The sequence below is a fragment of the Gracilibacillus oryzae genome (genome assembly GCF_009498735.1).
Taxonomy (GTDB): domain Bacteria; phylum Bacillota; class Bacilli; order Bacillales; family Amphibacillaceae; genus Gracilibacillus; species Gracilibacillus oryzae.
In genome coordinates this window covers 5,483-22,533 of the sequence record NZ_ML762431.1, presented here as the reverse complement: position 1 = coordinate 22,533, position 17,051 = coordinate 5,483, and the positions used below count along the sequence as shown (strand labels likewise).

11 protein-coding genes are annotated in these 17,051 nt (G+C 37.5%); all 11 read left to right on the top strand.

The genetic code is table 11. The features are described 5' to 3' along the window. A complete protein-coding gene (locus F9U64_RS11600; protein ID WP_194287348.1) occupies window positions 1-1,053 on the top strand; it encodes a C45 family autoproteolytic acyltransferase/hydrolase in 1,053 nt (350 codons plus the stop codon). 557 nt (window positions 1,054-1,610) lie between these two features. Then, the gene (locus tag F9U64_RS11595) at window positions 1,611-5,195 is read left to right on the top strand and encodes an alpha-L-rhamnosidase (RefSeq protein WP_153403572.1); all 3,585 of its coding nucleotides are present in this window, start codon (window positions 1,611-1,613) and stop codon (window positions 5,193-5,195) included. Window positions 5,196-5,497: 302 nt separating this feature from the next. Further along, the gene (locus tag F9U64_RS11590) at window positions 5,498-6,544 is read left to right on the top strand and encodes an autoinducer 2 ABC transporter substrate-binding protein (protein ID WP_194287347.1); all 1,047 of its coding nucleotides are present in this window, start codon (window positions 5,498-5,500) and stop codon (window positions 6,542-6,544) included. Beyond that, window positions 6,534-8,315: a sensor histidine kinase gene (locus F9U64_RS11585; RefSeq protein ID WP_194287346.1), complete on the top strand. Its 1,782-nt coding sequence runs from the start codon at window positions 6,534-6,536 to the stop codon at window positions 8,313-8,315. The genes F9U64_RS11590 and F9U64_RS11585 overlap by 11 nt, the downstream gene beginning before the upstream one ends. 14 nt (window positions 8,316-8,329) lie before the next feature. Further along, window positions 8,330-9,958 (top strand): response regulator transcription factor, encoded by a 1,629-nt coding sequence (locus F9U64_RS11580; protein ID WP_153403568.1) that lies wholly within the window; start codon window positions 8,330-8,332, stop codon window positions 9,956-9,958. Window positions 9,959-10,158: 200 nt separating this feature from the next. Then, window positions 10,159-11,673 (top strand): sugar ABC transporter ATP-binding protein, encoded by a 1,515-nt coding sequence (locus tag F9U64_RS11575; RefSeq protein WP_153403566.1) that lies wholly within the window; start codon window positions 10,159-10,161, stop codon window positions 11,671-11,673. 14 nt (window positions 11,674-11,687) lie between these two features. Continuing rightward, a complete protein-coding gene (locus F9U64_RS11570) occupies window positions 11,688-12,680 on the top strand; it encodes an ABC transporter permease (protein WP_228275682.1) in 993 nt (330 codons plus the stop codon). A 2-nt stretch (window positions 12,681-12,682) separates the two neighbouring features. Beyond that, a complete protein-coding gene (locus tag F9U64_RS11565; RefSeq protein WP_153403564.1) occupies window positions 12,683-13,699 on the top strand; it encodes an ABC transporter permease in 1,017 nt (338 codons plus the stop codon). Between the two features lie 105 nt (window positions 13,700-13,804). Beyond that, window positions 13,805-14,860, top strand: coding sequence for a rhamnose ABC transporter substrate-binding protein (gene rhaS / locus F9U64_RS11560; RefSeq protein WP_153403562.1), 1,056 nt, complete (start codon window positions 13,805-13,807; stop codon window positions 14,858-14,860). A gap of 252 nt (window positions 14,861-15,112) precedes the next feature. Then, window positions 15,113-16,177, top strand: a complete 1,065-nt coding sequence (locus F9U64_RS11555) for a Gfo/Idh/MocA family protein (protein ID WP_153403560.1) — start codon at window positions 15,113-15,115, stop codon at window positions 16,175-16,177. A 569-nt stretch (window positions 16,178-16,746) separates the two neighbouring features. Continuing rightward, window positions 16,747-17,051, top strand: a 305-nt coding sequence (locus tag F9U64_RS23005) for a Gfo/Idh/MocA family protein (protein WP_407647319.1), incomplete at its 3' end; no start/stop codon positions are given.

The following is a 17,051-nucleotide window of genomic DNA, read 5'->3' as shown; positions in this document are numbered from 1 at the left end:
ATGAAAAAATATTATATAGATGTAATTCAATATAGAGGCGATCGTGCTTCCTTCGGTTTTGAGCAGGGGAAATGGTTGAAACAATCACCCTTGCATCCGATTTATACCAACCCTGATATTGCAAAAAAATTACGCTTTTCTATTAATCTTAGTGAAGCGGTAGAATGGATAAAGGCATTGTTTCCTGCATTTCTGGAAGAGCTTCAAGGGCTTGCTGAGGGCTTGGACCTTACCTTTGATCAGGCTATTATGCATTTCAGTGGCTATCAGCAGGAGTGGAAAAAGTCTGGCTGTACTATTTTAACCGGTGATCATTATCTTGTTCGCAATTACGATTATCATCCGAAAACATATGAAGGCAGATTTGTTTTATTTCAGCCAGACAATGGATATGCAACCATCGGCCCGTCACAGCGAATTGTTGGAAGAGCAGACGGTATGAATGAAAAGGGATTGATGACTGGTTATAATTTTGTTAATCGCAGAAATGCCGGCGATGGTTTTATTCCGACAATCATAACAAGAATGATATTGGAAAAATGCCAATCCAATGAAGAAGCGATCGCATTACTTAAAGAAGTACCACACCGTGTGGCTTTTAACTATGTGCTGGCAGATCGATTTGGAAACCGTCATGTGGTGGAAGCAACTTCACAGGCAGTCCGTGTCAAAGAAGATACAAGAAGCACCAATCACTTTGATCTGTTGACAGAAGCAAACCGTCACCACCTGGCAGACTCCCAAAGACGGATGGCCATCTTAAGAAATCAAAAGCAGCAGCTATCAAAACCTGAAGCTTTTCAACTGTTGAATAATATAGAAAAAGAATTGTTTGCAGAGAAATATCTCCAGTCAGCAGGAACTTTGCATACATCAATATATGATACCAATTCACTGGAAGCGGGCATTGCATTAGGTCACAATCGGATGCCAACTATCTTTTCATTTGGGGACTGGCTGCAAGGCAAGGACAGCTGGGTCAGGAAAGTGAAAGGGCAGATCAATACAAATGAGCGGATGCCTTATATGGATGGGGTGGGGGAAAATGAATAGTTATTCAAGGACCTGCGTTTCAAAAGAATAATTAAGATTGCCATCTTTTGCTCTCAACGCTCATCTAAAAGTTTGTTTGTGTTCTGAATATACCATTGACCTGATCGTATATACATTAATCAATAGTTACAAAAAGCACTGCCGGAATTAACCTGACAGTTTTAATTCTGGCAGTGCCATTTACATAACCAAGATTATTTCCTAAGATTGACCCCCTAATCAGAATCTTATCCCCTATCTACAAATCTCCTATTATGTGATTATTATAGTTAACTTACCCATCTTCAAAAGCTACAAGAAAATAGTAAAAATTATCTCACCTCAAAATGACAACGCTAACATTATATTTCTTATACTTCTGAAATAATAAACCCGTTAATTTACCGCTGATTTAATTGTAAAGGAGGGGGTTATTTTCTAAAACTATAAAGGCTTTATGTAAAGGTATGTTGGTATTTTAGTCACTTATCTTTTTGAAAAAGGAGTTGAGTTCCGCAGTTTTCTTCTATAACCCTGGAAATCTAATAGTATTATACACTTTAAAGGGAGGTAAAAAAATGAAGGTTGGAAAATCCTTGTGTAAGTTTTTATGTGTCATGATGGTACTTTCTCTTGCAATGATGGACGTTAAACCAGCAAATTATTCAAATGCAGCAAGTAAGGGGGAAACAGAGTTGACAGATTTAAAGGTCAACTATCAGAAAAACCCGATTGGAATTGAATTGGATGATGTTAAGTTCAGTTGGAAGCTAACATCTAATGTTGTTGGTATCAATCAGACATCATACCAGATTGTTGTGAAAGAATCAGGTGGGAAGAAAGTATGGGACAGTGGTGTTGTGGAAGATGCAAAATCAGTAGGCATACCATATGATGGTCCGGCCCTTGATTTAGAGTCACGCTACACATGGGATGTGAAAGTGTCCCTTTCCAATGGAAAAAAAGTGAATTCAAATTCAGCTTACTTTGAAACAGGAACGGATTTCGAGAGCGCGGAATGGATTTATCATAAAAATAAATCGGAGGACTATTTTAAGGAGAAGGTAGAGGTTTCGCTTAATGCAACAATCGTGGAAGGCGGCTTTATCCTGGATTGGGGCATGAAGAATAAAAACACAGGATATGTATGGAGTTTGACTGACACAACACTAACACAGAGTATTAAAAAAGATGGTGTTGCAAAGGAAATTGGATCAGTTGATATATCGGAAGAAGTAGACCTGAATAAAGCCTTTGATCTGAAAGTATCAGCCGACAAGGAAAACATTGTCACAGTTATAAATGGAGAAGAAGTGAGTACTGTACCAAAGAGTCACGCAATAGAAGGTCCATTTATCGCTTTGACTGCGAGTGAAGGTTCAAGAAGGAGTCCGAAGCAAGAAGCACATTTTAGTGACATCGTACTGGAAGTAGATGGAGAACAAGAGTCAGTGACAGAGTTTGATGGAGCAGTATTGAACGCTGGCGTTTTAGAACTGAGTGGTGTGACGGCTTTTCAAAAGAATTACCAGGGAGAAGCTGTAGAATACATGGCTGATCCTTCGACACTGCCGTTATTCCGGACAGAAAAACAACTCGACGGGAAAGGTAAAATTGCTTCAGCAAGATTGTATATTACCTCTTTGGGTATATACGAAGCTTATATTAACGGGCAAGAGGTAATGTTAGAGAAAGATGATGGTACGAAACTTGATGATACATTTAATCCTGGCTGGACAGACTTCCATCAATATACAAACTATCAATCTTATGATGTAACAGATTACATTAAAGAGGACAAAGTAGCCTTAGGTGTAATGGTTGGTACCGGTTTTTATGGAGGGGAAGCTGGAAGTAACGGTGGAGGAAACATTTACTATAAAATCGGAGATGAATTAGAAAAGGAATTGGCACTATTATCCAAACTGGTCATCACCTATAAAAATGGCGAACAGGAAGTTATTACGACGAATGATAATGAGTGGAAAGTAACAACAGACGGTCCTGTTAAAATGAATGATTTCTTTAAAGGTGAAGTTTATGATGCGCGTCTTGAGGAAAATATTGCAGGTTGGAATAATGTTGAATTTAATGATGATGAATGGAATAAGGTAGATATCTTTAACTATGAAGGTGAACTGGTAGCAAGCAGTGAAGCTGCAGCCTATATGCTTGAGGAAAATAGAGTTTATCCAGCCGAGGGAGAAAACACTTTTATCTATGATCCAAATGATATAGATTATTCCAATGAAGATCTTGCACTAGGTGAAGTGAAACGTACAGTGATAGATCCAACAGAGGATATAAAGCTTCCTAAAGGCAAAACGTTAATGATTGATCTTGGCCAGAATATCGCTGGCGTTCAACATATTTCTGTTTCTGGTGCAGAAGGAACAACAGTTTCTATGCGTGGAGCAGAAATGCTGAATGATGGCAGAGACCACGAAAACAGCAGCTTTGGCAGTGACGGCCCGAAAGGAACGCTTTACTGGTCAGGAATTACACGTGGAAGAGAAAAGGATGAGAACTGGTATACCGATCACTATACATTAAATGAAAAGGAAGTTCAGAACTACCAGCCAAGGTTTACTTATCATGGGTTTCAGTACCTTGAAATAACGGCAACAGAAGATATCGTTATTCATGATGTATATGGACAGCCAATTACTTCTTCTATTGATAACACCTTATCTATTGAAACAAATAATGAGAATGTGAACAAGTTATTCCAAAATGCACTTTGGGGACAGAGGGGTAATTTCCTTTCCATACCAACAGATACTCCCGGGCGATCAGAGCGTTTAGGCTGGACGGGTGATATCCAGGTGTTTGGAGATACTGCACTGTACAACTTTGACTCAGTGGCATTCCTGAACAATTATGTAGATATTCTCAAGGATTATGCAAAAAATAATAATGGCTATATCGCCGATTATTTGCCGACAATTAATGAGAAGACAACAACAAATGCAGGCTGGTCTGATGTCATCATTACATTACCTTGGGACATCTACATGCATACAGGAGATGTATCCATTCTGGAAGAAACCTACGATACAATGAAGAAGTATATGGAAAATGTGATAAGAGACGGAATGAATGCAGGTTACGGGGATTGGGTTGCCATGGAAGGTACCGCTCCAGAATTTATGGCAGTGATGTACCAGGCACTTGATGCTGAGAGAATGGAGAAGATTGCTTCATTGCTAGGGCACACTGCTGATGCAGAAATGTATGCCAAAGAAAGACAACGTGTAATAGATTTAGCAAAAGAAAAATATGTGGATGAAAATAATAACCTTCTATCTGTAAGTGTTGATGATTTCTCGAGTGCGTTCCTGATTGATTTGTTCAAAGACAATTCCCAAACAAGTATTATTTGGGCACTTAAGATGGGACTCTATGATTCTGAAGAACAGAAGCAGATACTTATTGAGAATTTGTTGAAAAACATAGCGAATGAGAATCGATCAGAAAGAGAGAATGCAGGTGAAAATACATTGTCTACTGGCTTCTTGGGTGTGAACGAATTGTTACCTGTTCTTACTGAAAATGAGCTTTCGAATAAATCTTATGACTTGCTGCTGCAGGATGAAATGCCTTCATGGCTGAATCATGTAAAACTCGGAGCAACAACAACTTGGGAACGCTGGAATGCTTATACATCTGAATACGGCTTTGATGACGCAGGAATGAACTCCTTCAACCATTATGCTTATGGCTCTGTAGTGGAGTGGATGGTTGAATATATGGCTGGAATTCAGAAAAGTGAACAAGATCCAGGTTTTAAACACATTATTTTACAGCCAACAATGGATACTGGTGAAAAATATAATAATCAAGAGCGTATAAATACGGTAGAATCACAATTTGAATCCTATTATGGAACAATTGTATCAAAATGGACAGCAAAGCAAGGGAATTTGAACAGTTATGAAGCAGTGATTCCTGCCAATACTAGTGCAACAGCTTACTTACCAATTGATGATGTCTCTGTTGCAGAAGATATTCCAGGTGTCAAATTTATAGAAACATTAAACCGTCATGGAATTAAAGTCGCTCGATTTGAACTGCAGGCTGGCGGCTACAAATTCAAGATAGTTGATGGAGTTCTTACTGTAGAGTTACTGGACGGATTTATAACTGATTCAGACAAAAGATAAAGTGGAATAAGTGAAAATTACATGCCATTGTTGCGCGCAGTATAGACAACAAGGTGAATTGATCAAAAACCATTCCTAATACCCTTCTGTGGCAAATTAATTTGTCACAGAAGGATTTCTCCACTAAAAGGGGCTAATTTTGACATCTTAAATACTATATGCCTGCATTATTACAGTTTGTTTCATTCCATCCATTTCCAAGTTAATTTTCTGCAGCAGGAAAAGTGAATACATATATTTATTTAGGAGTATGATATAATTATATTAGGGATTAGATAAAGGTAAATGAATGGAGGGAGCTGATGAAAAGAGGACTTTCGATGCTTTGTTCAATTATAATGCTGTTAATTGTAAGCGCTTGCGTCAAAGGCGCTGAAGAAGATCTCTACAAAGTTGTGTATAAAAGTGAGGAAGTCGATATAGAGGTGGAGGATAAGCAGAATACGGAATATTCTATTGCTATCATTCCAAAACTTATTAATATTCCTTATTTTAATGCAGTCGAAGAGGGGGCACTAAAGGCAGGAAAGGATCTCGGTGTTCATGTTATCTATAAAGGTCCTCGTACTGCAGAACCCTCCCAGCAAATACAAATAATCAACGAATTTATTGAAGGAGGAGAAGTTGATGTGATTGCTGTTTCCGCTAATGATCCGGAAAAATTAGTTCCTGTCTTAAAAAAAGCGAAACAGCATAATATTAGAGTGATTACTTGGGACGCTGATACAATGCCGGAGGGGAGAGAATTCTTTATCAACATGGTTCACCCTGAGACATTAGGCAGGCATTTAATGGATACGCTTGCATGGAACACAGGCGAAGAAGGAGAATTTGCCATTATGACAGGAGCTAATTCAGCAGCGAATTTGAATGAGTGGTTAAAATGGATAAAAGTGCAGCACAAGGAATACTATCCTAGTATGTCTCTGGTTGAAGTTGCGGCAACAGATGACGATCCCCATAAGGCTTACACGATTGCCAAACGGCTTATAGCAGACTATCCCAATCTAAAAGGGATTATCGGAAATTCCTCAGTAGGTCCCCCGGCAGCTGCACAGGCAGTTCAAGAAGCAGGTAAGAATGGCGAGATTGCGGTTGTTGGCTTATCACCACCTAACGATATGAATGAATACTTGAAAAATGATGCTGCTCAGGTAGTCACATTATGGAGTCCCAAGAAACTCGGTTACTTAACGGTTGCTTTAAGTCGGAATATTCTTAGCAATTATTTGCCTTACGATAATCAGGATATACCAGGAGTAGGAAAAATCCGGATGATGAATGATATGGTGATTATGGGGGAACCGATTGATTTTGTAAAAGAAAATGTGGATCAATATGATTTTTAAAAAATTCAGAGACAGCAAATTAATGTCGAAGTTGATGCTTACTTACATATTACTGACAGTTATTCCGATCTCGGTTTTAGGTTACATTGCCTATAGTCAGTATACAAAATCAATTGAAGACGAAGTTGGCAAGTATATTCCTCAATTACTGGAACAGGCAAACAACAATATTGATAACCAAATAAATGATTTCAAAAATTTGCCTGATGCTGTTTACAATTCATCACAGGTAATTGAAATATTACGAAAGGACGCTTATCAGACAAAGTCAACCTTATTACAAGACGAGTTTATCGTAAACAGCTATTTATCAAGAACTTATATAAATAATGGGAATAATGACATTTTAGGTGTGTTTGTACTGTCGAAAGGACGAATGTTCAAAAGTGCAAAAATGAATTATAAAGGCTTTAATAAGGATTCCTTTCCGATGATATATGGGGATGACGTTGATTTGCAAGGAAGGGTAGAAATTATACTTCCTTCTCAAACAGATATTACCTTCGAAAATAATGTTCCATTTATTCTGTTTATGCGAGAATTAAGAGATTATGAGAATCAGGAGACATTGGGGGCAGTGTTTATTGCTATTCAGCTGTCTTTCCTGGATGAGGCACTAAAAAGCCTTGATAAGGATCATATTTCAAGTATATGGATAGCAGATCAGAATGGAAAAAATGTTTATCATACGAACTCGGATTTAATTGGGGAAAGTGATGAAAATTATTCCAATTACCCAAATATCAATGGAAGTTTCAGAACAACACAATTAGCACAAAATCAATTGATTAGCAGAAACGAATTATCTGCTACGGACTGGACATTATTTCATAGTGTAGCCTTACAAGATCTTACCAAAGAAACAGATATGGTGAGAAATGGAACGATTATCGTTTTTATTATTTTCGTTTTGCTTAGTACGATTATTTCTATTTTTCTAGCATGGAATGTCTCCAGTCCGCTGAATAAATTAACCAGACTGATGAAGCGGGTGGAACAAGGGAACTTTAATGTAGACTTGCCGATTAATAAAAATGATGAGATTGGAATTTTAGCAAACAGTTTTAATTCTATGATTCAAAAAATCAATCAACTAATTAAGAAAAACTATCAAATTGAGTTACGTCAAAAAGATGCGGAATTATATGCCCTGCAGTCTCAAATTAATCCCCACTTTATGTACAACACTCTGGAAACAATAGGTTATGCTGTAGACGAGGAAGATAAAGAAACCGTTACCAAGATGGTTACATTGCTTGGCAAAATGTTGAGGTATTCATTAAACAATAAAGAAAAGCTGGTTCTTATCTCACAGGAACTTGACCATATCAATGATTATTTAACGATTCAAAAATTCAGATTTGAAGACAGGGTTGATTTTCACTTTGATGAACAGATCGATACAAGTATCTTTTATATGCCTAAATTTGTTATGCAGCCAATCATAGAAAATTCGATCAAGTACGGTCTCGAGAAACTGGAACCAACTCTTATCAGTATTTCCATTAAGAAAACGAACAATGATGAATTACATATACGTATAGAAGATAATGGTCCAGGTATTGAGAAAGAAGTTCTTACAAAACTGAATCATTCCCTTGGACAAAATCCAATGGCAAAGAGAAGTTCCAATTTTGGATTAATTAATGTCCATGCGAGAATTGCAATGATCTATGGGTCTGCTTACGGAATCAGGGTGGAAAGTGAAAAGGAAAAAGGAACAGTAGTTATTATAAAGATACCGGCTTCAACGAATAGAGAAATTGGATAAAGGGGTTGAGGAGAATGGTAGATAAAGTGATAAAAGTAGTGATCGTTGATGATGAACCACGGTTAAGACGAGGAATCGAAAGACTGGTTTTATCTTGTGGAGACAGCTGGGAAGTAATCGGTACTTATATGTCTGGGAAAGAATGTCTGGAAACAATTAAGCAAACAGACCAGTCTTTTGATTTATTAATTACGGATGTGAAAATGCCGGAAATGGATGGCCTGACATTGATCAAAGAGTTGAAAAAAGAGTTATCATTCTATTCTATTGTTATCAGTGGTTTCGACGACTTCCAGTTTCTCCAGACAGCTATTCGCGAAGGAGCAAGCGATTATCTTATTAAACCAATTGATCGCTATGATTTTAAAAAGCAGCTTGATAGAATACAAGAAGAAATCCATACACAATGGGGGAAAGCGAAACAGTATGCAGAAATAAAATGGAAAGCTTCACAACTTTCTTATGTACAGCAAACGCAAAAGCTTAGTGAAATAATGTGGCAAAATGAGATAGATATCTCCCATATGGACTGGACAAAAGAATTTCCACAAGGAACCTACACGCTTATGTATGTAAGTATTGATCATTTGTTGAGTAAATCAAAGACATTTGATCAAAAGGATTGGAATGCCTGGTTTTATGCAGTAGAAAACATTATAGATGAAATATTGACAAATAGTGCTGGAACGAAAACATGGAAATGGAAAGGCAGAGAATTGTCTTTTTGGATTCTTGTTCATCATGAGTCAGATGGTGTCAATGAGTCAGTTTTATTTGCAAAACATTTAAAAGATAAGATTAAAGCTTTTACTCCTTTTACATGCTCGATTGCTGTCAGCGAACAATTTAATGAACTTTCCGTGCTTTCAAGTATCAAGGATGAATTGGTAACCTATATGCAGTTCCGTTTATTGTATGGAAGTGGCAGAATATTTTCTAAAAGTTTATTGGAGAATGCAAAGGAAGATACACCCTCTATTGAAATAACCGCAATTGGAAATGAAATAGATCGAATCATTTTTACATTGGAAAGTAATCATAAAAATAAAGTATGGAAGAACATGAACAGTTTTCTTAGCAATGTGGAAAAGTTAGATTCTCCTGCTGATATTAAAAAAGCGGTTCAATTATTAGGGATAAGGATGACCAACTTTTTCATTACGAAAATTGGCGGGAAGCATGAATTTGATCATATACAGGAAGTATTTGACCTAACGAATAAAACATCCACGATCAGTGAACTGAAAATTGAAGTTTATGAATGGACAAAAAAAATGCTCGAGTTATTGGAAAAGCAAACAGCAATAAGGCAGCTTGATTCGATGGAAATTGCTAAAGAGTGGATCCGTAATCATCTTAATGAAAATATAACGATTCCAAAGATCGCCAGTCAAGTTTACATGAATCCAACCTATTTTTGTGAATATTTCAAAACCCAATCTGGAGAAACTGTCCTTGATTATGTAACAAGAGTAAGGATTGAGAAGGCAAAAGAGATTTTATTAACCAGTGATTGTAAGATAAATGAAGTCTCCGTGAAAGTAGGTTATTCAGATACAAAATATTTCAGCAAACTATTCAAAAAATTTTATGGAGAAGTACCTTCAAAATACAAAAACAGAATGATGCATGATCAAATCTGACTTCCTGATACAGGGAGTTTTTTTATTTTCTTATTCATCGTCTATAAGAGGCTGAGATACTCCGAAATGAAAAGAGAAGAATAACCCCCTTAACCGAATTTTATCTCCTACAAGTTACCAATCTTATGAAATAAACTAAGTTTATGAAAGCGTATACGTTAAAAAGATTTTCTTACCAAAGGTTTGTGAGGGGTGAAATTATGTCTGACTATGTTCTGGAATTAAAAGCGATAACAAAGGAATTCCCTGGTGTAAAAGCCTTAGATAATGTTCATTTCAATTTAAAGGCTGGAGAAATCCATGCCTTGATGGGTGAAAATGGTGCTGGGAAGTCAACCTTTATTAAAGTAATAACCGGCGTACACTTGCCAAATAAAGGGGACGTTTATCTAAATGGAGAAAAAGTGGTGTTTCATAATCCGAAAGAGGCTACAAAGGTCGGGATTGCGGCAATTTACCAGCATGTGACGAATTATCCTGATTTAAGTGTAACGGAAAATATATTTATGGGCCATGAAAAAATCAAGAAATCCACACGGAAAATTCAGTGGAAAGAAATGCATGCAGATGCAAAGGCATTATTAGAGAGTCTTGGCTCTGATTTAAACCCAAAAACGGAGATGGGATCGCTGAGTGTTGCGAAACAGCAAATAGTAGAAATTGCCAAAGCATTATCAGCAAATGCAAAGATAATTATTATGGATGAGCCAACTGCCGCATTAACACACAGAGAAAGTGAAGAGCTGTACAAAATTACAGAACGATTAAGAGATGAAGGCGTTGCTATCATTTTTATCTCCCACAGATTTGAAGATATGTACCGGCTTGCAGATCGGGTAACCGTATTAAGAGATTCACAGTATATCGGCACATGGGACGTTGACGGAATCAGTAATGACAAATTAGTTGTAGCTATGGTCGGCAGAGAGATAAAACAGCTTTTTCCTGAAAAGCAAGTGCTGATTGATGAAGAGTTACTGCGTGTAGAGAAATTAGGCCAGGCTGGCATGTTTAAAGATATATCATTTACACTCCATAAAGGTGAAATACTGGGGATTACTGGATTAGTTGGTGCAGGAAGAAGTGAGTTATGCCAGGCACTCTTCGGGATTGAACCATATGATGAAGGTGCTGTGTATTTTGAAGGGGAGAAGGTAACGATCAAAACACCAGCAGATGCAGTGAACCTGGGTATTGGTTACTTGCCAGAGGACCGTCAGACTCAAAGTTTAATCTTGCAATGGTCCATTTCGCAAAATATTACATTGTCATCATTAGATAAGATTTCACATAAAGGATGGCTTAATAACCAAGAGGAAAGAAAAATGTCAAAAACACTGGCAGAACAGGTTGGTGTGAAAACAAACAGTATTTTTAATTTAGCCAGTTCCCTATCAGGTGGAAATCAACAAAAAGTGGCTGTCGCAAAACTCCTGACAAAGGATTTAAAAGTACTTATATTTGATGAGCCAACAAAAGGTGTCGACATTGGGGCAAGATCTTCGATTTATCAAATTATGATCGATCTTGCAAGTGAGGGATATGGCATTATTATGATCTCATCTGAAATGCCAGAAGTGATTGGGCTTAGTGACCGGATAGCGGTGATGTGTGAAGGAAGAATTACCCGGTTCTTAGATAAAGATCAAGCTACCCAAGAAGCAATCTTAGAAGCTGCCATGTCAAAGCAGACAAGTAAAAGCCAAGTAGTTTGATGAGAGGTGAAAATATGATGGAAAGCAACCTGATAAGATATGTATCCAAATTTCGAGAATTAGGTTTACTTGGGTTTATTATCATACTTGCAATTGTCATTCAGTTCTTAAATCCAGCATTTTTAACATTAGGTAATTTAAGCGATATGCTTAAAAATACAGCGATCTTATGTATTTTAGCTTTAGGTATGATGCTTGTACTTGTGACGAGAGGAATTGACTTATCAATTGGTGCTACACTTGCCCTTTCAGGGATGATCACAGCATTAACAGTAAGTGCTTACCCGGGTTTATCACCATTTTTAGCGATATTACTGGGGATTATAGTAGGAAGTGCATGTGGAGTTATTCTTGGGTTATTGGTATCAAAAGTAGGCATCCTGCCGATTATTGCCTCACTAGGCCTTATGAACGCTTTTCGGGGAATGACCTTTTGGGTAGGCGGTGGTGATTGGGTCAGTGCTTATCAAATGCCGGATTCTTTTAAAGGTATTGCAACAAGCAATATATTAGGTATCAATACATTAGTATTTATTGCGATTATTATTTTTCTGTTTTTCTATTATTTTGTCAACAATACGATCACTGGAAGACAAATTTATGCACTTGGAAGCAATCCTGACTCAGCGAAAATAAGCGGTATCAATGCTAATAAAGTTTATATGCTTGTTTATACACTGATGGGAGGACTATCAGGACTTGCAGGAGTTTTGTGGGTGTCAAAATTCGCCTCCTCACAAGGCGATACGGCCAGCGGCTATGAATTAACTGTTATTGCTGCCTGTATACTTGGCGGTGTTAGCATTAATGGTGGTGTTGGTAAAGTTATTGGTGTCTTATTAGGAGCATTTTTGCTTGGAGTACTAGATAACGGTTTACCTTTAATAAATGTCTCACCTTTCTGGCAAATGGGCATTGAGGGTGTAATTATTCTGGTAGCCGTGTTATTTAATACAGAGATTAAAAAGAAGGTTGAAAAGAATAACCGGTTGAGGAGGGTGATTTGACGATGAGTACAAGAACCATAAATAATGTACAGAACTTTAGCTGGAAGCGATTTATGTTGCAATGGGAATGGATGCTTATCGCTTTAATAATCATTATCTTTATTGTAAATAGCTCCATCTCACCCTATTTTCTCAACTTTACCAGTATATCAGATGCAACAATGACTTTTTTAGATAAAGCATTTATTGTTTTTCCAATGGTAATGATCATGATTATGAGAGAAATTGACATTTCAGTCGGCTCTACAGTTGCCTTGGCTTCTGTTGTAATGGCAACAACCTTTAATGCAGGTCTGCCGATGGAATTAGCCATTGTAGTTTGTTTATTAGTCGGTGCTTTATGTGGTTTCTTCAACGGTTTCTTACTTGTTAAGTACAGAGAATTATCAGCAGTTATCGTCACATTATCTACTATGATTCTTTACCGGGGAATTGCCTATATGATTTTAGAAGATCAATCATCTGGCGGCTTCCCGTCCTGGTTCTCTTATTTTGGATGGGGGTACATCGGCCCAATTCCTTTTATCCTCTTATTATTTGTTATTTTAGCAATTGGCTTTGCCTTATTATTGCATAAAACAGTATTTGGAAGACAAGTGTATGCGATAGGAAGTAATACAACCGCCAGCAGATTTTCAGGAGTAAAGGTTGATCGCATCAAACTGATTGTCTTTACTTTAGCTGGAGTGATGGCAGCAATTACTGCCATTTTCCTGACGGCCAGAATGGGAAGTACCAGACCGAATGTGGCCAATATGTATGAATTGGATGTGATTGCAATGGTAGCTCTGGGAGGAATTAGTACCGCTGGGGGAAAAGGAAAAATGCTTGGGGCTATCTTGGCTGTTTTTGTGATTGGTTACTTACAGTATGGATTAGGTCTAATTAATATCCCTGCCCAAATGTTACTGATTGTGATTGGTGTCCTATTAATCGCTTCTGTAACAGTAACGAACCTGAGAGTGAAAGGTAAATTTAAAACGTCCAGTAAGAGTGACAGCAAGGAAAAGGTTTCATAACTATTGGAATGCCAGCTGCAGTTAATAGTCCAGTGGTTGATGGATAGGGTTTGCTGAGTTTTCCAACAGTCAAACATAATTAAGATTATAGGGAGGTAATTAGTAATGAGAAAATGGTGGAGTTTTAGTTTTTTATTGGTGATTTTTCTTACAGTACTAGTAGCATGCGGACAACAAACTGGTGGCAGTAATGAAGATAACAGCGGGGATTCTGGCAGTGAGGGCAATGATGGACAGAGACATGCCGTTATTTTCAAAAGTACAGGTAACCCATTTGGAGAAAAACTGATGGAAGGATTTGAAACTGCGATAACGGAGGCAGGAGATGAAGCGATTCTTAGAGCTCCAGATCAGCCGACTGTAGAGGGGCAAATCCAAATTATTGAGGAACTGATTTCCCAGCAGGTAGATAGTATTACGATTATTGGTAATGATTATGATGGATTGCAGCCTGTATTAACTAAAGCAATGGATCGAGGAATTAAAGTACTTTCTGCAGACTCTGCTGTTAATGGAGCCAGCAGATTGGTACACATCAACCAGGCAGACCCTGAGGCAATAGGCAGAATTCAAATTGAGGCGGTTGCGGAAATGATTGACCATGAAGGCCAAATTGCCATTTTAAGTGCTACATCGCAAGCGTCCAATCAAAACTTATGGATCGAGTGGATGCAAACAGAGTTGGAAAAGCCTGATTATGAAAATATCGAACTGGTGGAAATTGCATATGGTGATGATTTAAGAGATAAAAGTGTTTCAGAGACAGAAGCTTTATTGCAATCATATCCAGATTTAAAAGCAATTATTGCACCAACAACTGTAGGAATTGCAGCGGCATCAAAAGTAATTTCAGATAAGGGTTTACAGGGAGAAGTTGTTGTTACAGGTCTTGGTTTACCAAGTGAGATGGCAGAATACATTGAAAATGGTGTAAGTCCATGGATGTACTTATGGAATCCAATCGACTTAGGTTATCTTGCAGGTTATGCGGCAAAAGCTTTAGCTGATGAAGAAATCAGTGGTGAAGTTGGTGACACATTTGAAGCAGGAGATCTTGGGAACTTTGAAGTAACCGAAACAGAGGATGGCACAGAAGTTTTACTAGGAGATCCATTTAAATTTGATCCGGACAATATTGATGAATGGAAAGATGTTTATTGATAATAAGTTGATTTGGTCACAAAGACCCTTCGCAATCAAGAAGGGTCTTTCGCTTTTTACTTGCAGCTGTATTAGTAAAAGAGTATTAATCAAAAATTACATATTTCAAAATTTCACATATTGTTTTGGCTTTAAAACAGGGTGACAAAAAACAATTCCACCAACTATAAACAAAAACCACATATTGCGACAATCTCCCCCAAGTGACTATGATGAAAAAGAAAAACAGATCAGTTACAGGGGGAAAAGCAGATGGGTAAAATTAAAGTTGGTGTAATTGGATTAGGGTCGATTTCTAAGCAGCATATCCAAGGGTATCTCCATAATCAGGATGCAGAAATAATCGCTGTTGCAGATATCAATGAAGAACGTGCGAAGCAAAAAGCGGAGGAACTGAACATCACCGACTATTATACCGATTATCGGGAATTGCTTCAGAATAATGAGATTGATGCTGTCAGTATTTGTACATGGAATAATTCACATGCTGAAATAGCAATTGCCGCACTTCATGCAGGAAAAAATGTGTTAACAGAAAAGCCGCTGTGCAAAACGGTGGAAGAAGCTTTAGCGGTTGAGGAAGCAGTGAAAAAGTTTCCAGATCAATTTTTGCAAGTTGGATATGTCAGAAGATTTGGTACCAATACACAGGTATTAAAGCGGTTCATTGATAATGGAGAATTAGGTGAAATCTATTATGCAAAAGCTTCCTGTCTAAGGGTATTAGGGAATCCTGGCGGCTGGTTTGCTGATACAGATCGCTCCGGTGGCGGACCATTGATCGATCTGGGGGTTCATGTGATCGATTTGTGCTGGTATTTAATGGGGAAGCCGAAGGTCAAGTCTGTCAGCGGCAATGCTTATCAGAAATTAGGGAACCGTTCCAATGTGGAATTCAAATCTTTTTACAAAGCAGCAGATTATAATGCCGAACAAAATACGGTGGAGGACTCTGCAAATGCCCTCATCCGTTTTGAGAATGGGGCATCATTAATGGTGGATGTTAGTTTTGCTTTACATACAAAGAAGAATGAAATCAGTGTAAGCCTCTATGGAGATAAAGGAGGGGCGGATATTGAGCCATCACTGGAAATTTTCACAGAGAAAAATAACATTATGCTGAACAGCACACCACAGATCGATCATTTAAGCTTTAATTTTCAAAAAGGCTTCCAAAATGAAATTGATCATTTTATCCGCTGTAACAAAGGGGAAGAAAAAACAATAGCGCCAGTAGAAGACGGTGTTGAGATGATGAAAATTCTTACAGGAGTTTATCAGTCCAGTCAAGAGCAAAAGGAGATCAGGTTTGACTGATGGCCGCTGCACAAATTTTATGTTGAAACGAAAATGCTGCTAAAAAAAGCAAAAGTGCTGTCAAAATTAATAGTGACAGCACTTTTAATAATAAGGAGAATGGTAAGATTATAACCTATCATTTATGCTGATATTCACATGATTGGATATTAAAATTTTATTAAATTATTGTATATCAGTTGAAAAATACATTTCTAGCTAATATAATGTAACCACATTACCATACTAGTATATTAAATGTTGATTCTAAAAACAAAAGTGAGGTGGAATTTATTAGTGAATAACCTCCATTCAAGATAGTATGCTTACATGATTTACAGTTTATCAGCAAAGGGTTGGCAGATTTTATTCCGTAAAATTTTTGACCAGAATTGAAAACGCTAACAGGCATTTGGCCTGAATTGGTTTGCTGGTGGGTATGGAAAGCATATATTCTAATGAGGGAAATGACAGCGTTTCCTTTCGGTGTTTGAATATTACTCCAGGAAGCTCTAATGATCTCCAGATATTACGACATATCCATTTTAGGAAGAAAAATGAATAATGAAAAAGAATAGGAGAGTGTAAAAATGATGAATGTTGCGATTATAGGTACAGGAGCTATTTCAACTGCTCATATTAGAGGGTACTTGGAATTCCAGGATCGTTGTAAGATTGTGGCGATGTGTGATATTTATCCAGAAAAAGCGGAGAAACAGGCAAAGGAATTTAATCTAGACGCAGCTGTTTTTAGTGATTATCAGGAATTGGTAAAACAAGAGAATATTGATCTGGTATCTGTTTGCACTCCCCCGTACACCCATGCGGATATTGCCATTGCAGCTTTAAATCATGGCAAGCATGTACTTGTTGAAAAGCCAATGGCCTCATCATT